Raw genomic sequence first — 20,101 nt, forward strand, 5'->3', positions numbered from 1 at the left:
TTGCATTTTTTCTCGAAATGCAGTAAAATAAATGCAACATGACTTTTAATTCATTTTACGAGGAGGATATCCACAATGGCAAAGGAAAAATTTGACCGTTCTCTGCCGCACGTTAACATTGGCACCATCGGCCACGTTGACCACGGCAAGACCACTCTGACCGCTGCAATCACCAAGGTTCTGGCTCTCGAGGGCGATGCTGAGTATCAGGCATACGACGCAATCGACAAGGCTCCGGAGGAGAAGGAGCGCGGCATTACTATCAACACCGCACACGTTGAGTATCACACCGCTAACCGTCACTACGCTCACGTTGACTGCCCGGGCCATGCCGACTACGTTAAGAACATGATCACCGGCGCTGCTCAGATGGACGGTGCTATCCTGGTTGTATCCGCTGCTGACGGCCCGATGCCGCAGACCCGCGAGCACATCCTGCTGTCCCGTCAGGTAGGCGTTCCGTATATCGTTGTCTTCATGAACAAGGCTGATCAGGTAGACGACGAGGAGCTGCTCGACCTGGTTGAGATGGAGATCCGTGAGCTGCTGTCCTCTTACGATTTCCCGGGCGACGACGTTCCGGTAATCCGTGGCTCCGCTCTGAACGTTCTGACCTCTGACTCCACCGATCCGAACGCTCCGGAGTACAAGTGCATCCGCGACCTGATGGAAGCTGTTGACACCTATATCCCGACCCCGGACCGTGCTGCTGACAAGCCGTTCATCATGCCGGTCGAGGACGTATTCTCCATCACCGGTCGTGGTACCGTAGCTACCGGCCGTGTAGAGCGTGGCCAGCTGAAGATGGGCGAGGAAGTTGAGATCGTTGGTCTGATGGACGCTCCGCGCAAGACCGTTGTAACCGGTATCGAGATGTTCCGCAAGCTGCTCGACTACGCTGAAGCAGGCGACAACATCGGTGCTCTGCTCCGTGGTATTCAGAAGACCGAGATCGAGCGCGGCCAGGTTCTGGCTAAGCCGGGCTCCATTCACCCGCACACCAAGTTCCACGGTCAGGTATACGTTCTGAAGAAGGAAGAGGGCGGCCGTCATACTCCGTTCTTCAACAACTACCGTCCGCAGTTCTACTTCCGTACCACCGACGTAACTGGCGTTATCACTCTGCCGGAAGGCACTGAGATGTGCATGCCGGGCGATAACGTTGAGATGGACGTTGAGCTGATCACCCCGATCGCTATCGAGGAAGGCCTGCGTTTCGCTATCCGTGAGGGTGGCCGCACCGTAGGTTCCGGCGTCGTAACCGCTATCAACGCTTAATTTCAGTTAAGCAATAGCATAACGCAATTTACAAGCTCCCATGCTTCGGCATGGGAGCTTTTTTGTGCGTAAAATTCTCTTTCCTGCGCATACTATGCGAGGGAGGGATGCAATTATGTCGGAAAATCACGAAAACCGCTATCAGCTCCGTGCCGCCGAGAAGGCGTTCGAGTGGCTGCGCCGCAGCAAACCGGCAGTGGCCGCGAGGGAACAGGAAAAGATGAGCGAGGGTATCGCGCTGCCGCCCAATGAACGGGATTGCGGAACCGCCTGTTCCATGCAGGGCACTGATCGGGAAACGCTGAATGAGTGGTGCAAAGAGCACGAAACCTGAAAAAGAGACGCGAAAGCGTCTCTTTTGAGGCTGTCGAAAAACTATCGTTTTCCGAGCAGCCTCTCGCTCGAAACCACGCTTTCGAGCGAATACTGAAGAAAAACCGCGCCCTACGGGCACATTTTTTCTTCCCTTGTATAAATTCCGAGATACATGCTCCCGGAATTTATGAATTTGCTTCGCAAATTCTATTTTATGCGTGCTGCCGCACGAAGCGTGAAAACTAAAATAATACTTTTTTGACAGACTGAAAAGAGACGCGAAAGCGTCTCTTTTTCAGAAATGGAGAGTTGAGAATGGAAAATGAAATTTGGTTATCGTTCTATCATCACGTTCATTCTCCATTCTCAATTTTCAATTATTCCCTGATTTTCTGCTCGGTTTACTTATCCGAACAATTGTGCTATACTATATACTAACAAAGTATTCCCTCCGTGCATAGGCTGATAGCAGGAGGGAACGCTCATGTCTGTTTTTCTGCAATCGGTTCTGGCGGTATTTGCCGCGGTGGGATTTTACACCGTGCTGCACACGGTGTACGAGATCGTCTCCGCACGGCTGCTGCGGCTGCACGGCTCGGCGGAGCTGACGCTGTACGGCGATGGCTGCGATGCCGTCAGCGAACATCTGATCCGCGCAGCACTGCGCGTGCGGCGGCAGTATTTTCCCGGTCTGCTGATCACATTTGTCGAAATCGGCAGCGGACAGGGACAGAACATCGCCAAGTACATGGCGGCACGGCAGGACATAACCTATCTGGAATGACAAGTTGGGACGGTGGGACGTTGGACGAAAGAGAATATTTGATCGTGCGCGGCACGGTGCAGCAGATCGTTTACTACAACGATGAAAACGGCTACGCCGTGCTGCGTCTTGCTGCGGAAAACGGAGCCGAGGTCACGGCGACCGGCACGTTTCCCAACATTGGACTGGGTGAGGAGGTCATTCTGACCGGCTGCTGGGTGACGCACCCGACCTACGGCGAGCAGTTTGCGACCGAGGCGTTTGAGCGCCGGCTGCCGACCTCGGTGCGCGGCATCGCAGAGTACCTCGGTTCGGGGCTGATTCGCGGAATCGGTCCGCGGCTGGCGGCAAAAATTGCGGAAAAGTTCGGTGAGGACACGTTTGACATTCTTATGCACGAGCCGGAGCGTCTGTCGGAGCTGCGCGGCATTACCGACCGCAAGGCGAAGGAGATCGGCCGTCAGTTCACCGAACAGAGCGAAATGCGTCTGCTGATGGACTTCCTGAGCGAACACGGCCTGCCGGTCGCGCTCACGCCGCTGCTGTATAAGCGCCTGCACGAAAGCGCCATCGACGCGCTGTGCGAGAACCCGTATCTGCTGTGTGACCCATACTATGATGTGGATTTCAAGCTGGCGGACGGTCTGGCGATGGAGCTTGGGCTGTCGTTGCTGAGCGATGAGCGCGTGGACGCGGGCATTCTGTATACGCTGACCTTCAACCTGAACAACGGCCACACGTTCATCCCGGTGGAGAAGCTGCTGTACGCGGTGTGCATGCTGCTGAGCGACGATGACGTGGTCGTGGACGAGGACCGGGCGCTGCACGGCATTGCCCGTCTGGAGGAGAAGGGGCGGCTGGTGCGTGAGCACATCGCAGGCCGCGACGCGGTCTATCTGCGCGATATGCACGACGCGGAGGCCTACCTTGCCGAAATGCTCGGCTACATGGCAGAGCGCAATTATGAGTACGATTTTGATGTGGATGAACTGCTTTCCGCGCTTTTGGAGAGCAGTGAGTTCACTTTTTCCGAGAAACAGCAGCTTGCGATTTCAACGGCTGCACGCAATGGTCTGGTTATCCTGACCGGCGGCCCGGGCACCGGCAAAACGACCACGGTGCGCGGCATCCTGCAGGTGTTTGAGGCGCTGGGACTGGACACGCTGCTCGCTGCGCCGACCGGCCGCGCGGCAAAACGTCTTTCTGACCTGACCAGCATGGAGGCGAAAACCATCCACCGGCTGCTCGAGGCAGGCTTTGCGGGCGGCGGACGCACGGTGTTTGCCCGCAGTGTGACCAATCCGCTCGAGTGCGATGCGGTCATTCTGGACGAGGTGTCCATGGTGGACATCACGCTCATGCAGGCGCTCATCAATGCGCTGCCGCACGGTGCGCGGCTCGTGCTCGTCGGTGATGCCGATCAGCTGCCGCCGGTCGGTCCGGGCAACTTTCTGCGCGACCTGATCACCTCACATCGGGTGCCGACCATTCAGCTGACCGAGATTTTCCGCCAGGCGCAGCAGTCGGATATTGTCATGAACGCGCACGCGGTCAACGCGGGTGAAATGCCCAGGCCATCCGGCGCGGACGGCGACTTTTTCATCATGAAACGGGCGGATCCGGCGTCTGTTATCGAAACGGTGGCACAGCTTTGCGCTCAGAGACTGCCCAAGCATTACGGCTTCATTCCTGCACAGATACAGGTGCTTTCGCCTGCCAAGCGGCACGGCAGCGGAACCATTCCGCTCAACCGCCGTCTGCAGGAGGCGCTCAATCCGCCGAGTGAAAGCAAGCTGGAAAAGCGCTTCGGAGACACCATTTTCCGCGAGGGCGACCGCGTGATGCAGGTGCGAAACAACTACGACATCGTGTGGGAAAAGCAGGGGGAGGACGAGCAGGGAACCGGCGTGTTCAACGGCGACGTCGGCGAGATCATCCGCATTTTTCCGCAGCAGGAGTGCATGGTGATTCGCTTTGACGACCGCATTGCGACCTACACCTTCGATATGCTGAACGAGCTGGAGCTGGCGTATGCCGTTACCGTACATAAATCGCAGGGCAGCGAGTTTGACGCGGTGGTGCTCGCTCTGTCGGACGGTCTGCCGCGCAAGCTGCTCACGCGCAACATTCTCTACACCGCGATCACACGCGCGAAGCGCCTGCTCGTTATCGTCGGCAGTCAGGATGTGGTAGCGTATATGGTAAATAACAACCAGAAGGGCAGACGGTACAGCGCGCTGAAAGCCCGTCTTAGGTTAGCCGATACTCAGTAAAAGGTGCTGATAAAATGCAGAAGAAAGAGAAAAATACCCGCAAGGGATTTACGCTGGTGGAATTGATCGTTGTGCTGGTCATTCTGGCGATCCTTGCGGCATTTATGATACCGGCGCTGATACAGTATATCGAGAGAAGTCTGGAGGCATCCGACCTCATCGAGGTGCGGGCGGCGTATATCGATGTGCTGACTGCGGTTACGGAGCAGGACAGCAAAAACATGAGCAAGACGGTCAGGCTGAAGCAGAAGCAGGATGACTGGCAGTCGAGAGATCCCATTACAATTGCAGGCGTTACCCATTCTAAGGCGCAAGGAGATACCGCGAACTGGAAAGGAATCCCTACCGCGGGCGGAGAATGCGAGGTGTACTACGACAGAGCAGCGGCTGTGATCGTGTTTGACTGGAAAGGCAAGAGCACAGCGGGCAGCACGATCAAATGGAACGAGAATCTGCACGGCATACTCGATCGGACCGGCATTTTGCCGAAACTGAACTATAATCAGTATTTTGAGATCGACTCGAAGTGCACCAATTCCACTATGGTGCCCCAGGTGAAGAAAGAGATCGGAAGCGACAGCCTGCTGAACAGGGGCACATGGGCGTTTCTCGGCAGTTCCACGAACGAGAGCAACCGCTATTTGTTCTGGACATCGGTCGATACAGATACCGTCGGTGCGGGCAAGCAGATACCGGTCATTGTCAGCCGGGCGAGCGGCGGCTTTTACATCTCCGAAACGATTACCGCGGCCCGGAGCAACAAGGACAAAAGCTATGTTGCGATTGCGGACCATATCAACAGTTTCAACACCTTTAAGGATTATACCACAGGAACGAAATATGACACGATGGCGGAGGCGTATGCAGCCTATAAAGAACAGGTGGAAAACGATGTAAGATTCCAGCAGTATAAGAACACGCTGCCGGAGTGATGCTGTTTTCTCTGTCGAATTTTCGGTATTTGCCCCGGAGTCTTGCAAATGGCGCACAAAATCTGTATAATGGTAATACTGTCAATCCACGCGAACAGAGCGCGGAGAAAGGAATGAAATATGGCTTCTTTTCTGCAAAGAATCGCGAAAAAGATGTCGCTTTTTTCAAGCGATATCGGCATCGACCTCGGCACGGCAACCGTGCTGGTCTATGTCAAGGGCAAGGGCGTTGTACTTAACGAGCCGTCCGTTGTGGCGGTGGACAAGGTTTCCGGCAAAATCCTTGCCGTGGGCGAGGAAGCGCAGAGCATGCTTGGCCGTACACCGGGCAACATTGTCGCCATCCGTCCGCTGCGCGAGGGCGTTATTTCGGATTACGAGATGACCGAGCGCATGATCAAGGAATTCATCGCAAAGGTGCAGGGTATCCACCTGTTCAAGCCGAATGTGGTCATTTGCGTGCCGTCCATCATCACCGAGGTGGAGGAGCGTGCCGTCATTGATGCGGGCACGCAGGCGGGCGCAAAGCGCGTTTTTCTGGTCGAGGAGCCGGTCGCGGCGGCCATCGGCGCGGGCATCGATATCAACCGAGCCAACGGCAATCTGGTGGTCGATATTGGCGGCGGCACGACCGATGTGGCGGTTATTTCGCTCGGCGGCATTGTCGAATCCACGTCCATCAAGGTCGCGGGCGATAAGTTCGACGAGGCCATTGTCAAGTACGTCCGCCGCAAGCACAATGCGCTGATCGGCGACCGCACGGCAGAGGAGATCAAGCGCACGGTCGGCTGTGTGTATCCGCGCAGCGAGGAAGCAATCATGGAGGTCAGAGGACGCTGCCTGATGACCGGTCTGCCGCGCACGTTTACCGTAAGCTCGAGTGAGATTCTCGATGCACTCGAGGAGGTCTCCTCAGCGATCGTCGAGGCGGTGCACTGGGTGCTCGAGCGCACACCTCCCGAGCTGACCGGCGATATTTCCGCCAACGGCATCACCATGACAGGCGGCGGTTCGCTGATCTGGGGCTTCGATAAGCTGATCGCCTCCAAGACCGGCATTCCGACGCGCGTCGCGGACGAAGCGGTTTCGTGCGTGGCATACGGTACCGGCAACTGTCTGGAAAACCTGTCGAAAATGCAGGACGGCACGATGAATCTGTCGCGCCAGCGGCAGATGAAGCGATAAGGATACATAGAGGGAGGTTTCCACTATGAGCAGTGCAGCAAACGTGACCGTAACCATCCGAAATGACGCACCGTTCGTATCGGCAGGCAGGTATTATCTGTTTTCCGACCCGGCGGCGTGGACGCTGATGCCGACCGACGAGGGCAGCGAACAGCTGCCGCTCACGTTGGACAAGCACAGCTATGCACTCGGCGCTGAGCCGGTGTCAAGCGAGCCGGACGAAATACAGGGTCTGCTCCGCGTGTACAAGGTGCGTCCGATCGCGCTGACGCTGACCGATGTGCGCGGCACAAAGGCGGCGCTTTCCGTGTCGTACCGTGCGGAAAACCTTGCGGTGCTGCAGGAATGGGGACTGGACTGCCGCAGTGCCGGAGAGCCGAAGAACCCGCCTGAAAAGTCCTTTCTGGTGAGGGTGACGGATGGCGGTGAACTGCTGTCAAAGGGCAAGCTGGAGGTCTGGCGCGAAGGCGATACGCTGTGCTTTTTCCGGCGCGACAGAAACCTTTACACGGGCAAGGACAACCTGTACAGCGGCGAACTGCCGGTGCAGGCAATCCGGTTTTACCGTCTGTGCGGCGGCATGCGCACGGAAACGCGCGTATCCGGCGGCGGCGTGACCGTTGACCGCTCGGCGGCATACTGGGCAGGCTGGGAACATCCGTTTTCGTTCAATCCGCATGGACGCGCCATCGAGGCGGCGGTGCAGTCCGAACCGGTCCGCACCGAGCAGGTGCAGCACGATGAACGCTATGTGCAGCTTCGGGTGCAGTGGGAAAACCGGCGCGTGGACCTGCGGTTTTCGCCGGACAGCCTTGCGGCGTTTGACGCGCTCATTCCGGAAAAGGAATTTGACGAGGTGGCGCTGAGCGACCGCACACCGACACCGGTCGAGCAGCTTTCCGTTCTGGCAGGGCTGTGCGAGCGCGGCTTTGTCACGCGCGAAGAATTTGAGCAGGCGAAAGCGCGTCTGCTCGGGAAAATCTGAGGAATTTATGACCGAACAGGAAAAATACATGAAGGCCGCGCTCAAGCTGGCGCAAAAGGCGGCGGACGAGGGCGAAGTGCCGGTCGGCGCGGTGGTTGTCTGCGACGGCAAAATTGTCGGACGCGGACGAAACCGCCGGGAAACCAAAAAAAACGCACTGCACCATGCAGAAATCGAGGCCATCGAGAAGGCGTGTAAAAAGCTGGGCGGCTGGCGGCTGCACCGCTGTGACCTGTACGTTACGCTCGAGCCGTGCCCGATGTGCGCAGGTGCGCTCATCAACTCGCGCATGAAAACCGTGTACTACGGTGCACCCGACCCGAAGGCCGGCTCGTGCGGCTCGCTGATAAACCTGTTCGCACTGCCGTACAATCATCAGCCTGCGTTGGTGAGCGGCGTGCTGGAGCAGGAATGCGCGGACATTCTGCGGAATTTCTTCCGCGAGCTGCGTAAAAAACGGAAGGAAATCCGCAAAATCGAAAAATCCGCAGTCTCGGACGCGGAATGATAGCAATAATTGTCTAAATTGCTATACGAGAGTAAGTCATGCGTCTCGGACGCTTGATATAGTATGTAAATTAAAAGGGGTAAAAACAAGCAATGCAAAGAGAAAGACTCGGCTCGCGCCTCGGCTTCATCCTGCTTTCCGCAGGCTGCGCCATCGGCGTGGGCAACGTATGGAAGTTCCCGTGGATGGTCGGTCAGTACGGCGGCGGCGCGTTCGTCGTGTGCTATGTGCTGTTCCTGCTCATCCTCGGTCTGCCGATCATGACGATGGAATTTGCCATCGGCCGTGCGAGCCAGAAAAGTCCGGTGCGGGCGTATCAGGCGCTCGAGAAGCCGGGCAGCAAGTGGCACATCCACGGCTATCTGGCGATGATCGGCAACTATCTGCTGATGATGTTCTACACCACCGTGTGCGGTTGGATGCTGTACTACTTCTACCTGACGGTCAGCGGCCGATTTGTCGGCGCGACCGGTGAGCAGGTGCAGGCAGCCTTCCCGGAAATGCTCGGCAAGCCGGTGGTTATGACGGTCTGCATGGTTGCGGTTGTTGTCATTGGCTTTATGATTAACTCGTTCGGTCTGCAGGGCGGTCTGGAGCGCGTTACCAAGGTGATGATGATCATTCTGCTGGCCATCATGGTCGTTCTGGCGATCAACAGCATCATGACCGAAGGCTCGGGCGAGGGCCTGCGCTTCTATCTGATTCCGGATCTCGGCCGTATGCAGGAGTGCGGTATCGCCAATGTTATCGTTGCCGCGATGAATCAGGCGTTCTTCACGCTGTCGCTCGGCATCGGCGCGATGGCTATCTTCGGCAGCTATATCGGCAAGGGCCGTGCGCTGCTCGGCGAGGCTGTCAATGTTGCGATTCTGGATACGTTCGTAGCATTTACTGCCGGTCTGATCATCTTCCCGGCGTGCTTTGCCTTCGGCGTGGCCCCGGACAGCGGTCCGAACCTGATCTTCGTTACGCTGCCGAATATCTTTAACCACATGGCGTTCGGCCGCCTGTGGGGCAGTCTGTTCTTCGTATTCATGGCGTTTGCGGCCTTCTCGACCGTCCTCGCCGTGTTCGAGAATATCATGTCCTGCTGCATGGATCTGACCGGCTGGAGCCGTAAAAAGACTGCAGCCATCAACATCGTGCTGATGATCCTGCTGTCGCTGCCGTGCGTGCTCGGCTTTAATGTCTGGTCCGGCTTCCAGCCGTTCGGCGCAGGCTCGAATGTGCTCGACCTCGAGGACTTCCTCGTGTCCAACATCTGGCTGCCGCTCGGCTCGCTGTTTTATCTGTTGTTCTGCACCTCCCGCTACGGTTGGGGCTGGAAGAACTTCAAGGAGGAGGCCAACGAAGGCGGCGGATTCAAGGTCAAGGATAATATCCGCTTCTATGTAAGCTATATCCTGCCGATTATCGTGCTCATCATCTTTGCACTCGGCATTAAGGATAAGTTCTTCTAAAGAAATGCGAAAAGCACCGCGAAAGCGGTGCTTTGAGGCTGTCGAAAAACTATCGTTTTTCGAGCAGCCTCTCGATCGAAACCACGCTTTCGATCGAATGCTGAAGAAAAACCGCTTCCTCCGGACACATTTTTTCTTCCCTTGTATAAAAACCGAGGTACACGCCCCCGGGTTTTATGAATTTGCTGCGCAAATTCTATTTTATGCGTGCTGTCGCACGAAGCACAAAATAGAAATCTGACTTTTTCGACAAGCTGAAAGCACCGCGAAAGCGGTGCTTTTTTCGTATCCGGAGCAGTGATTGAGAATTGAAAATAAGGTTGGCTCCAATTCCGTATCCGATAGCACGCATATAAACCCCAATCCCGCATAAGCTGTTGCAAGAAGCAAAAAAGGAGGCACCCGCCATGCAGGAGGAAAAAAGCGCAGTCTATACCGTAATCTTAGGCGTATGCCTGCTCCTGTGCCTGCTGATGCTGGGAAATATGCTGATGGGCAGGGCGGATACCGGAACGGCGCCTGCCGCACCTGAGGAGGGCAATGCAATGGAATTTCACATCACGGAGGACGATATCGCGTCTGTGCTGACCGAAGCGCTGCCGTTTCCGGTCGAGGGCACGGCGGTCAAAATCAGCCGTGACGGCACGATTGCCGTGACGGCAGCTGTAACCCGTCAAGCACTGACGGAAAGCAATCTGGTACCCGGAAAGCTGCGCACGGCGCTGCTGTTTCTGCCGGAGCGCTGCAAGCTGTACGGCGCGTGGAGCGCAGATGTTTCAAACGGCAAACTCAGCCTTACCTGCCGGACCATCAAGCTGGAAGGCTTCACCTTGCCCGAGCAGACTGCTCAGGCACTCTCCGATGCGTTCGCCGCACAGTGGAATATCCGCATAGAACAGCGGGACTTCACGCCGCAGACCATACAGTGGCAGGATGGGGAAGCGGTGCTGCTGGGATAACCGCTCTCAATAGGCAAAAGAAAAATCCCTTCGGAAAACCGAAGGGATTTCTGGTATGTAACCTTACTCAAAAATTACGCGGCCTGCGCCCTGATAGCGGGTCGCATAGCTGCCGGTCAGCGACGAGTACTTAACCACATCGCCCGTGCTGGGTGCGTGAATAAACTGGTTACTGCCGACATAAATGCCTACATGGCTGATGGACGAGGTGCTGCTGCCGAAGAATACCAGATCGCCCGGCAGAAGATCGTCGCGGGAAACACGGGTGGTTGCATCATACTGAGCCTGAGCGACACGCGGGATGGAGCCGACCGTGTTCTTGAATACATAAGAGGTGAAGCCGGAGCAGTCAAAGCCGCTCGGCGTGCTGCCGCCGTATACATACGGAACACCGAGGAACTGTGCAGCATAGTTCAGCACGCTCTGGCGCTTTGCGCTGATCGAGACAGAAGCTGCGGTGTTCGACGGGGTGATCGCCGTACCGGACGAAGCAGTTACGAGGTAATCCGCACTGATGTAACCGGTCGTGCCTGCGTAGGATACCTTGCTCCAGCCGTTCGAGGTGCTCAGCACGGTAACAGCGGTGCCGTTCTTCAGCTCACCGAGAACGGTGGACGAGGTGCTTGCCGCCGAGCGGAAGTTTACGGTAGAGGAGCACTTAACTACTGCTGCCGTACCGGTGGACGCGGACGTGTTATTGGATGCCGAACCGGTGGTGGACACGTAATCCTGCTTGATGTAGCCGGTCTTGCCGGAGCAGTTTACCTTGCACCAGCCGTTTGCGGTGCTGACAACAGTAACTGCAGTGCCGTTCTTCAGCTCTGCCAGAATGGAAGAGGAAGTATTGGCCTCGGAACGCAGGTTTACACTCGAGGAACACTTCACCGTACCGGCGGTGCCGGTCGTAGAGGTAACGGTGTTCGACGGAGCGATGGCAGTGCCGGCGGAGCTGCTTGCGAGCGTGATATAATCCGGGTGGATATAGCCGGTCTTGCCATTGTATGTAACCTTGTACCAGCCGCTGCTTACGCCGACTACATTTACCTTGGTGCCGTTCTTCAGCTCACCGTAAGAGGTGGACGAGGTATTCGGCGCCGAACGGAAATTTACACTGCTCGAGCACTTTACAGTGCCGGTGCCGAGTGCAACGTCGGTTGCGGTGGTGCCGGTCAGGTACTCGCCGCTGACGTAGCCTTCCTTGCCGTTTACGGATACCTTGTACCAGCTGGAGCTGTTATTCAGTACCGCAACCGTGGTACCCTTGGAGAGGGTCGTGATCACTGCACCGCCGGGGGACTGACGCAGGTAAAGCGAATCTGCGTTTACCTTGGCCTGAAATACTGCCAGCGAGTTCGGCAGGACCATCGACATCGCAAGTGCACCGGAAAGTGCGAAGCGAGCGAGTTTTTTAGAAAAAGACATGAAATTGAAGCCTCCGTTTCAAAATGGGAGAAAACAGCCTTTACACTGCCGCAGCAAGCTGCGGGGAAGTCTTACTTCGTGTGCAGTGCTCTGCCGAGCCAGATGGATGCAATATCCATCGCTGCCCACATGCTGTTCTTCTCGGTTTTCTTGACGATACGCTCTTTCATACGTACGTTGGGATCGGTCTGCTGAAGCTGTACGGATACGCGCTTTGCAACCGGCAGACCCTTGTAATCACCAGATTCGAGGATCTGCATCATAATGATGTGAGAGTCACTCATCGAGCCGTAATAGATGATGTTTTCCTTACGCATCAGCGGGTGACCCTTGTATTCCAGAAGGTTATTCTTCTTGGTGGTAGGCATTATCTGCACTCCTTATAGTTACAAAATGGTTACATTCCAAAGTTACATTACGGTTACAGTATAGCATGCTTGAACAGGTTTGTCAAACATTGTTTTGAAATTTCGCATTTTTGTGATAAAATAGAGCCTGTCAAACGCGAAAAAAACGCAGGAAGCGACAGCGAAAATCCACAGCGGCCGCACGCGCACGAGAATAAGGTTACAAACGCTGTAACCCAATCAAACACCATAGGCAACACCCCACAATTAAAGCTGCGGCTTCTTGTGCAGGCTCCGGTCGCACTGCCGCGGCGCTTTGCGGTAATTTTGTGTCCTAACTTCGTTGTAATTTCACGGTAATACATCAAGTATTACCGCAAAACTACGCCTCGTTAGTACGCAAAATTCCTCGCAAATCGCTCTTGTTCAATTATGCGGTGTTACCTATTATATATAGGCGTTCACAGAGCGCGTGTCGGGCCGCTGAGAGCAAAGGAATGTACATTTGTGAAATTTGCTTTTTTCACCTTGGGCTGCAAGGTTAATTTATTTGAGACGCAGGCGCTCAGTCAGCTGGCGCAGGCGCGCGGACACGAGATTGTTGATAAGGACGCGGACGCCGTGATCGTCAACACCTGTACGGTAACATCGGTGTCCGACCATAAGAATATCCGCGCGTTCCACAAGCTGCGGAGAGACAATCCGAACGCGGTTATCGCGGCGTGCGGCTGCTTTGCACAGACCGACCCGGAGCGTGTCCGCGCCACCGGCGAGATCGACCTCATCTGCGGTACCAGGGACAGGGCGCAGGTGATCGACCTGTGCGAGCAGGCCGTCAGCGGACAGGCCGTACAGGTGCATGAGAGCGAGGACAGCGGCTTTGAGACTCTGCCTGCCGGTATCCCGCACGGCCGCACGCGCGCGCTGCTCAAGATCGAGGACGGCTGCAACAACTTCTGCACCTACTGCATCATTCCGTATGCGAGAGGGCGGGTGCGCTCTCTGCCGGTCGAGCAGGCGCTCGAGCAGACGGCGCGGCTGGCTGACGCAGGCGTGCACGAGATCGTGCTGACCGGCATCGAGATCGCGTCCTACGGCAAGGACTTCAAGCCGCAGGTGCCGCTCACCGAGCTGCTGGAGAAGCTGCTGACCGCGCAGCCGAACGTGCAGTTCCGGCTCGGTTCCCTTGACCCGCGGGCGGTGGACGATGCGTTTTGTGAACGGCTTGCCGGCTTTGCCAATCTCGCACGGCATTTTCATTTGTCTATGCAGAGCGGCTGCGATACCGTTCTCCGACGCATGAACCGCCACTACACGAGCGAGGAATTTTACCGGTGTGTCGAGCGGCTGAGACGTGCGTTTCCGGACTGCTCGGTTACGACCGATTTGATTGTCGGCTTTCCGGGCGAGACCGAGGGCGAGTTTACGCAGACACTGGCCTTTCTGGAGAGATGCGCGTTCGCGTCCGTCCATGTATTTCCGTATTCCGTGCGCGAGGGCACAAAGGCGGCTGCCATGCCGGGTCAGCTCGATCAGCAGACCAAAACCGCCCGCGCCGAGCGGGCAAAGCAGGTGGCGGAGACACTCAGCGCTGCCTATCGAAAGCAGTTTGTCGGCCGCACGCTGTACGCGCTGCCCGAGCACCCGACCGGCGGCCTGTGGGCGGCGCACGGACGCTACGGCTTTCCTGTATATATAGAGGATAAGGCGGAGAAAAATCATCCGGTCACCGTAAAGGTTATCGGTCTGCACAAGGACGGCGTATTGGCGAAATTTGAGAATTGAAAATTGAGAATGGAGAATGTGTAACCACTTACTGCCTCTTACCATAGAATGTAATGAAATCTTTGATAGGAGGAAATGACAGTATGTGTTCTTCTAACGGCTTCTGGGGCGAAAATTCCTGGTGGTGGATCATCATCCTGATCATCCTGATCTGGGTATGCTGCGGTCAGGGCAGCGGTGGCTGCGGTTCCTGCGGTACCTGTGGTGATAATACCTGCGGCGGCTGCGGTAATTGCGGCAACTGCTGCTGCTGAGCGGCCGACATATCCACAGAAGGGAGAGGCACCGCGTGAGCGGTGCCTTTTTCGTTTTCGCGGTATAGGGGGATCGGGGGGAATGCGAACCGCGCAGGCGGTTTTTTCGGCACCGACTGACCGGGGGACGCGAACTGCGTAAGCGTGTTCGCCCCTAACGGGCGGGAAGTTTTTCGCTGAACCTCAGCGGGGAGTTGCGCTCTGCGGAGCGCGGGGATTCGCCGCGCCCCGCGGCAGGGAGTGCGCTGACGCCGCGCGGGCGCACAAGAGGGTAGACACCTGCGGTTTCCACCCTCTGATTTTCTCCCCTTTCCCTTGGATAGTCTGGCGCAGATTGCTGACATGTGACCGCTGCGAAATGGGGGAACGGCAGAGGAGTTTTTCTACCGTAGGGGAGCACAGTGTGCTCCCATGCCGAGACATATTCGCAGTGTCAGATAGTGTTCTGCTACACAGGTCGGCTACTTCCAGTAGGCGCGGCATGACAGTGCCGCGCAATTCTTTAGCGCGTTGCTACAGACAGGGTCTACGAGGATAAATGCTGCCGAACGCCTACATTCGCAGGTGCCGTGCGTTACAACGTGTTAAAGAGTTGCGCAACACGGGTATGTTGCGCCTGCGGAAACTTAACCGCCTGTGTAGCAGAATGGCATCTGACACTGCGAACAGGTTGCGAAAGATACGGAAGAAAAAATCCTCTGCCGTACCCCTTTTCGGAGCGGTCACATATAGGTAATCTGCGCCAGATTAGGAAGTAAGGGAAAGGTAGGAGTTCAAAGAGGAAGGAAAACCGCAGGTTGTCCTTCCTTTTTGCTCCCGCCGCGGGGCGCGGCACGCTCCCGCCGCAGCGGCGGCGAATCTCCTCGCTGAGGTTCAGCGAAAAACACCCCGCCCGGAAAGGGCGAACCCGCCTGCGGCAGTTCGAGTACCCCGGTCAACCGGTGCAGGAAAAGGAGCCGCCCCGTTAGGGCGAACACGCTAACGCAGTTCGCGTCCCCCGCTCAGCCGGTGCAGGAAAAGGAGCCGCCCCGTTAGGGTCGAACCCGCCTGCGGCAGTTCGTATGCCCCGGTCAACCAGTGCAGGAAAGCGCCGAGTTCCACCGCAATAAAAATTTTCGAGAAAATATGCGTTACCCTCTTGCAAAATACGCGAAAATAGGGTATTATATACAAGCACTGTTTTGTATGAACAGTCGAATAATGCTTAATGATGTAAAAAATACTATTATTTGGAGGCATAGCGATTATGACCGCAGGTGAATTTCGTAACGGCGTAACTTTTGAAATGGACGGTCAGGTACAGCAGGTTATTGAGTTCCAGCATGTAAAGCCGGGCAAGGGCGCTGCTTTTGTTCGTGTCAAGATGAAGAACGTCGTAACCGGTGCGGTTACTGAGACCTCCTTCAACCCGACTGCTAAGTTCGAGGAGGCTTTCGTAGAGCGCCGCGAGATGCAGTATCTGTACAATGAAGGTGACCTGTACTACTTCATGGACAACGAGACCTACGAGCAGATTCCGATCAGCAAGGATACTCTGGGCGACGATTTCCGTTTCGTGAAGGAGAACGAGAACGTTAAGGTTCTTTCCTACAAGGGCAGCGTTTTCGCAGTTGAGCCGCCGCTGTTCGTTGAGCTCGAGATCACTGAGACCGAGCCGGGCGTTAAGGGCAACACTGCTACTAACGTACTCAAGCCCGCTACCGTTGAGACCGGTGCTGTTGTTAAGGTTCCGATCTTCATCGAGCAGGGTGAGCGCATCCAGATCGACACCCGTACCGGTGAGTATCTGGGCCGCAGCAAGACCAAGTAAAAACTTGCAGCCAGCAGGGATGGCAGCCGCCGTCCCTGATTCGGACATTTAGCTCAGCTGGAAGAGCATCCGCTTGACGTGCGGAAGGTCAGCGGTTCGAACCCGTTAATGTCCACCAATTCAAATCCCGTCAGAAATGACGGGATTTTTTCTATATTTAAGACTTTTAGGTATTTGCGGTGGAAAATGTTCTGGAAAACGGGAAAAGCAGAATGTGCATTTCACAGCATATGCAGCACAGAAAACCAACAAAAACAAAAGTGATGTAGGAACCGTGTTGGAAATCAAACCTTCAATCCCCGCACATCTTCCTCGGTGACGTGGCTGTAAATGTTGGCGGTGGTGCTTAGCTCCGCGTGGCCCATGAGATACTGGGCGGTTTTCAGATCCACGCCCTGACGGCGCAGGTTGGTGCAGTAAGTGTGCCGGAGGTAGTGCGGCGTGATCGCCGGATCAAAAGCGTGCTTGACAACGGCGTTGCGGTACAGCTCGGCACCGGCCGCAATGTCGCAAGCCCGGTAGAAGCTGTGCCACATGCGGCGCATTTTGGTCATGGATAGCATGCGGCCGTTTTCGACATGAAAGAAATACCGCGATTTCATGTCCAACTGTTTTTGCAGCTCGACAGGAATGGGAACATAGCGTGCTCCGGCTGCGGTTTTCGTAGACTTCAAAGTCGGCTGGTTCGACTTTGTTTTATATTCGACCGCCTGCGAGATACACAGCAGGCCGTCTTTGACATCGCGGGCACCGATCGGCACGGTTTCGCCGCGGCGCAGGCCGCAGTCAAGCATGAGCAGCACCCACGGTCCTGCATAGTGACGCTTTGCGACTTCGCGCACGATCTGCTCCTCGGCGCGGGTCAGTGCACGGCGGCTTTTTTCATCCTCGCCCACGGTTTCGATACGGCGGAACGGAGAGGAGGCAATCAGGCCGTTGATCTCCGCCTGCTCAAAGATCGCGTGCGTGATGTAATGCAGTTTAGCGGCGGTACTTGCGCCGAGCGGCTTGCCTTTACTGGTCCTGGCGTTGTTCATCATTTCCTGCAGCTGGAACGGCTTCACACTGTCCAGCGCCAGAAAACCAATCGCCGGACAGATGCGCAGCCGCAAGTGCTCCTCGTAATTGTTGCGCTGGCTCTCGCCAACGTGCGGCTCCTTGTAGGTGTGATACCACTGCCACGCCCACTGCTCGACAGTAACCTTGCCGGGCGTGCCGCCGCGTGCGACCAGCATTTGCACGGCGCGTACCTTGGCCTCAAATCTTGCCTTGTTGTTGTCTTGGATGTACTTGCGGATCGGTGTGCCATCGTCCTTGTGACCGATGACAATGGTGCGCGAGTATTTGTATTTGTTAGCCATAAAAACCTCCAAAAACGTACATTTGTTCGATTGCATGATTGAAAATATAGCAGACCCCAAGGGGAGAGGGTCTGCTGTTTGTTTTTATGCGCACTTTTGGCAGGGCGTGCGGCTGCCGACCTGATCCATCGTGACTGCGCGGGCATTCTTGCCGGCACAGCTTGCGGAACGGTGCCAACGCTTGCCGCTGGGCGTGATGTAAACAGTCTCACTCTGCTGAGCGGCGGCCTGCTCCTGCGCTGCTTGCTGAGCCGCTGCAGCTTCGGCGGCTGCCTGTTCTTGCGCAGCCTTCTCAGCGGCTGCCTTTTCGGCTGCCTCCTGTTCGGCCTTAGCCTCAGCTTCTGCCTGCTCGGCTGCTCGATCATGGACAGTAACTTGTCCGGTCTGTTGCACATCACTGTCGGCGGCGCGAACGGTGTAGTCTGCGGTGCCTGCGGATTTGCCAGTAAGCGTCACCTCTACGCGTGCCGGATCGCTGAGACATTCCGCCGATACGGCAAGCACATCGCTGTCTGAGGTGGTGGCATATACTGCGTCAGCGGTCATCGCAAAGTCAGACGGATCAACGGTATAGGTCAGGGTCTGACTGCTGCCGAGGTCAATCTCGGTAACAGCATCGCTTGTCTGCGTCAGCTGTGTAATGACTGCGGCCTGTGTGCCATCGTTAGCCGTATCGGTCTGCTTGTCTTTATCATCCGTGCCACCGATGCAGCTGCCAAGCGCACCGATAATCAGTAATGCAATAAAAGCATATACGGCACAGCCACAGCAGCCGTTTTTCTTCTTTTCTTCCTGCGGCTGTGCGGGCGGCAGATCGGGACGGGTAATGGTATCCAGCGGTTCATCGGATGCCGACGTGCTGGCGGCTTTAGTCTTGCTGCCGCCGATCTTCTCGGTTTTGCTGTACGACAGACCGGTGCCAGGCAGACCGACGGTCGTAGTTTTGCGGCCGCTACTATTGACCGACACGCGGGCACCCTTGACGCCGGCAGAAATGCCGACTGATTTTTTACCAACGTTTACACGCACGCCCGGTGCGATTTTAAACGATTTACGAAATCTGAATCCCATAGCCTAAACCCCTTTATCGAGGTGTTCAATTTGAACACCTTTATTTTTTACTCAAATTTATAGTTTTTGCGCTCTGTGTAGTAGGAGAGCGCCCAACGCATGAAATCCTCGGTCACGTCAAAATACTCGGCCAAGTCCCACACTTCGGTGATGCCACTCTTCACAGCCTGCTTGAGCTTGCCCCAAGGGATAAGCCGATACACCGCCCAGGCATTTGCCTTGTTCTCGTGCTGGGCGCGGACATCAAACGGCGTGTATTTGTTGTAAAAACCACCGTAGACACAGTGGCCGAGTTCGTGCGACAGCTTGACTGCCTCGTCCGCTTCGGAGCGGATCTTGGTCGGGTCCAGAGCGATGGCGCAAGTGCCACCGATTGGAACCGAGAAAGCCTCGGCTGTCTGCATGGGGAAGTAGTCCACGTCAATGTGGTTCCGCCATGCGTATAGATATAAGCTCGTTCTGCGATCCATAAAGTTACCTTTTGTTATATTGCTCACGCTTGAAACGCGCGTAAGCCTTGATGTCCTCTAATGTTGCATCGTCTATATCAGTCGTCCCAAAAAGTGCAAATTTGATGTCATCATCGTAAATTGATGGTCGTTTATTGCTCGATCGTCCCATCAGGTACTCAATCGAAACGCCGAAAAAGTCTGACAGACGGGAGAGCGTGTCAAAATTCGGTTCGCTGTCTCCGGTTTCGTATTTAGCGTATGTGGAGCGATCAGCCCCCAAAAAATCAGCCACATCCTTCTGCGTTAGCTTGCGTGGGTCTGATTTCCGTACAGTTTTGAGGTTGTTCATAATCATCACCTGATTCAATTATATGTGAAAGAAATTCACATTGCAATGATAAGAGAAAAAACTCCACAAAATACTTGACAATGTGGAGATACTCCACTATAATAGAATCATCAAATGTGAAGAATGTTCACAAAAGAGGTGAGAACGTGGAAAAGATTAGAATTTTACGAGAATCAAAAGGCATCACACAGCAGGCAATGGCGGCAGAACTCAATGTCGATCGCAGTACAGTTGCAAAGTGGGAATTAGCAGGAACGTATCCTCGTCCGAAATTCCTGCCGATGATTGCACGCTTGCTCGGCTGCACGATTGATGCGCTGTATGACGAAAAGGAGGTAGTCTAAATGGCATCGAACAAGTACATGACGGTCGATCAGCTTGCCGAGCGCTGGATGTGCTCGCCGTCATACGTTCGCACCTTGCTCCGGAGCGGTCAGTTGTCAGCAGTAAAAATTGCAGGCTGGAAGGTCCGCCAGGATGAAGTCCTGCGTTTTGAAAAAGCAAAGGAGCAGGCCGACACAGAAGCGCTGCGGCAACAGCGTATCGGTTACATTCTGTGATAATTTTATCACAAACGGAAAGGCGAGGACAA

The 20,101-nt window shown here is 55.6% G+C and carries 21 protein-coding genes and 1 tRNA gene; 16 read left to right on the top strand and 6 right to left on the bottom strand.

Features of this window, described 5'->3' with window-relative positions:
- The first annotated feature begins 75 nt into the window (after nt 1-75).
- The 10 genes from tuf to DW088_RS09265 all read left to right on the top strand — a co-directional run bounded on the left by tuf (nt 76) and on the right by DW088_RS09265 (nt 10,658).
- On the top strand, nt 76-1,278 hold the full coding sequence (gene tuf, locus DW088_RS09220; protein WP_118360478.1) for an elongation factor Tu: 1,203 nt from the start codon (nt 76-78) through the stop codon (nt 1,276-1,278).
- A 115-nt stretch (nt 1,279-1,393) separates the two neighbouring features.
- Nucleotides 1,394-1,612, top strand: coding sequence for a hypothetical protein (locus DW088_RS09225; RefSeq protein WP_118360479.1), 219 nt, complete (start codon nt 1,394-1,396; stop codon nt 1,610-1,612).
- Between the two features lie 465 nt (nt 1,613-2,077).
- The gene (locus tag DW088_RS09230; RefSeq protein WP_116705137.1) at nt 2,078-2,377 is read left to right on the top strand and encodes a hypothetical protein; all 300 of its coding nucleotides are present in this window, start codon (nt 2,078-2,080) and stop codon (nt 2,375-2,377) included.
- Nucleotides 2,378-2,397: 20 nt separating this feature from the next.
- Nucleotides 2,398-4,629 (top strand): SF1B family DNA helicase RecD2, encoded by a 2,232-nt coding sequence (gene recD2 / locus DW088_RS09235; protein ID WP_243029859.1) that lies wholly within the window; start codon nt 2,398-2,400, stop codon nt 4,627-4,629.
- Between the two features lie 14 nt (nt 4,630-4,643).
- Nucleotides 4,644-5,561: a type II secretion system protein gene (locus DW088_RS09240; RefSeq protein ID WP_118360481.1), complete on the top strand. Its 918-nt coding sequence runs from the start codon at nt 4,644-4,646 to the stop codon at nt 5,559-5,561.
- Nucleotides 5,562-5,714: 153 nt separating this feature from the next.
- Entirely contained in the window at nt 5,715-6,746 is a 1,032-nt protein-coding gene (locus tag DW088_RS09245; protein WP_118360532.1) for a rod shape-determining protein, read from the top strand.
- Nucleotides 6,747-6,771: 25 nt separating this feature from the next.
- On the top strand, nt 6,772-7,731 hold the full coding sequence (locus DW088_RS09250) for an SHOCT domain-containing protein (RefSeq protein WP_118360482.1): 960 nt from the start codon (nt 6,772-6,774) through the stop codon (nt 7,729-7,731).
- A 7-nt stretch (nt 7,732-7,738) separates the two neighbouring features.
- Nucleotides 7,739-8,239 (top strand): tRNA adenosine(34) deaminase TadA, encoded by a 501-nt coding sequence (gene tadA / locus DW088_RS09255; RefSeq protein WP_118360483.1) that lies wholly within the window; start codon nt 7,739-7,741, stop codon nt 8,237-8,239.
- Nucleotides 8,240-8,331: 92 nt separating this feature from the next.
- Nucleotides 8,332-9,699, top strand: a complete 1,368-nt coding sequence (locus tag DW088_RS09260; protein ID WP_118360484.1) for a sodium-dependent transporter — start codon at nt 8,332-8,334, stop codon at nt 9,697-9,699.
- A 407-nt stretch (nt 9,700-10,106) separates the two neighbouring features.
- On the top strand, nt 10,107-10,658 hold the full coding sequence (locus DW088_RS09265) for a hypothetical protein (protein WP_118360485.1): 552 nt from the start codon (nt 10,107-10,109) through the stop codon (nt 10,656-10,658).
- 63 nt (nt 10,659-10,721) lie between these two features.
- Here the strand turns inward: DW088_RS09265 and DW088_RS09270 are convergent, their stop codons facing one another.
- Both DW088_RS09270 and DW088_RS09275 read right to left on the bottom strand, forming a co-directional pair.
- Nucleotides 10,722-12,080, bottom strand: a complete 1,359-nt coding sequence (locus tag DW088_RS09270) for a C40 family peptidase (RefSeq protein WP_118360486.1) — start codon at nt 12,078-12,080, stop codon at nt 10,722-10,724.
- A gap of 71 nt (nt 12,081-12,151) precedes the next feature.
- Nucleotides 12,152-12,448 (bottom strand): hypothetical protein, encoded by a 297-nt coding sequence (locus DW088_RS09275; RefSeq protein WP_117492581.1) that lies wholly within the window; start codon nt 12,446-12,448, stop codon nt 12,152-12,154.
- A 486-nt stretch (nt 12,449-12,934) separates the two neighbouring features.
- On the opposite strand from DW088_RS09275, the gene mtaB reads away from it, so the two are divergent.
- From mtaB to DW088_RS09290, 4 genes are all read left to right on the top strand, one after another.
- Nucleotides 12,935-14,212 (top strand): tRNA (N(6)-L-threonylcarbamoyladenosine(37)-C(2))-methylthiotransferase MtaB, encoded by a 1,278-nt coding sequence (gene mtaB, locus DW088_RS09280; RefSeq protein WP_118360487.1) that lies wholly within the window; start codon nt 12,935-12,937, stop codon nt 14,210-14,212.
- 83 nt (nt 14,213-14,295) lie between these two features.
- On the top strand, nt 14,296-14,466 hold the full coding sequence (locus DW088_RS16070; RefSeq protein WP_199667396.1) for a hypothetical protein: 171 nt from the start codon (nt 14,296-14,298) through the stop codon (nt 14,464-14,466).
- A gap of 1,243 nt (nt 14,467-15,709) precedes the next feature.
- A complete protein-coding gene (gene efp / locus DW088_RS09285) occupies nt 15,710-16,276 on the top strand; it encodes an elongation factor P (RefSeq protein WP_110437112.1) in 567 nt (188 codons plus the stop codon).
- Nucleotides 16,277-16,318: 42 nt separating this feature from the next.
- Nucleotides 16,319-16,394, top strand: a tRNA-Val gene (locus tag DW088_RS09290).
- A 166-nt stretch (nt 16,395-16,560) separates the two neighbouring features.
- Here DW088_RS09290 and DW088_RS09295 read toward each other — a convergent pair.
- From DW088_RS09295 to DW088_RS09310, 4 genes are all read right to left on the bottom strand, one after another.
- Complete coding sequence (locus tag DW088_RS09295) at nt 16,561-17,637, bottom strand: tyrosine-type recombinase/integrase (protein ID WP_158574650.1); 1,077 nt, start codon at nt 17,635-17,637, stop codon at nt 16,561-16,563.
- An 84-nt stretch (nt 17,638-17,721) separates the two neighbouring features.
- The gene (locus DW088_RS16075; RefSeq protein ID WP_199720426.1) at nt 17,722-18,708 is read right to left on the bottom strand and encodes a DUF4236 domain-containing protein; all 987 of its coding nucleotides are present in this window, start codon (nt 18,706-18,708) and stop codon (nt 17,722-17,724) included.
- Between the two features lie 47 nt (nt 18,709-18,755).
- Nucleotides 18,756-19,178: an ImmA/IrrE family metallo-endopeptidase gene (locus tag DW088_RS09305; RefSeq protein ID WP_118360489.1), complete on the bottom strand. Its 423-nt coding sequence runs from the start codon at nt 19,176-19,178 to the stop codon at nt 18,756-18,758.
- 4 nt (nt 19,179-19,182) lie between these two features.
- Entirely contained in the window at nt 19,183-19,509 is a 327-nt protein-coding gene (locus DW088_RS09310) for a helix-turn-helix domain-containing protein (RefSeq protein WP_158574651.1), read from the bottom strand.
- Nucleotides 19,510-19,655: 146 nt separating this feature from the next.
- Here DW088_RS09310 and DW088_RS09315 point away from each other — a divergent pair, with 146 nt between their 5' ends.
- Nucleotides 19,656-19,853, top strand: coding sequence for a helix-turn-helix transcriptional regulator (locus DW088_RS09315; RefSeq protein ID WP_158574652.1), 198 nt, complete (start codon nt 19,656-19,658; stop codon nt 19,851-19,853).
- Nucleotides 19,854-20,069 carry a helix-turn-helix domain-containing protein gene (locus DW088_RS09320; protein ID WP_118360492.1) on the top strand — a complete coding sequence of 72 codons (216 nt, stop codon included), beginning with the start codon at nt 19,854-19,856 and terminating at the stop codon, nt 20,067-20,069.
- The last annotated feature ends 32 nt before the right edge of the window (nt 20,070-20,101 follow it).

The sequence above is a fragment of the Butyricicoccus sp. AM05-1 genome (genome assembly GCF_003474415.1).
In the GTDB taxonomy this organism is placed as follows: Bacteria; Bacillota; Clostridia; order Oscillospirales; family Butyricicoccaceae; genus Agathobaculum; species Agathobaculum butyriciproducens.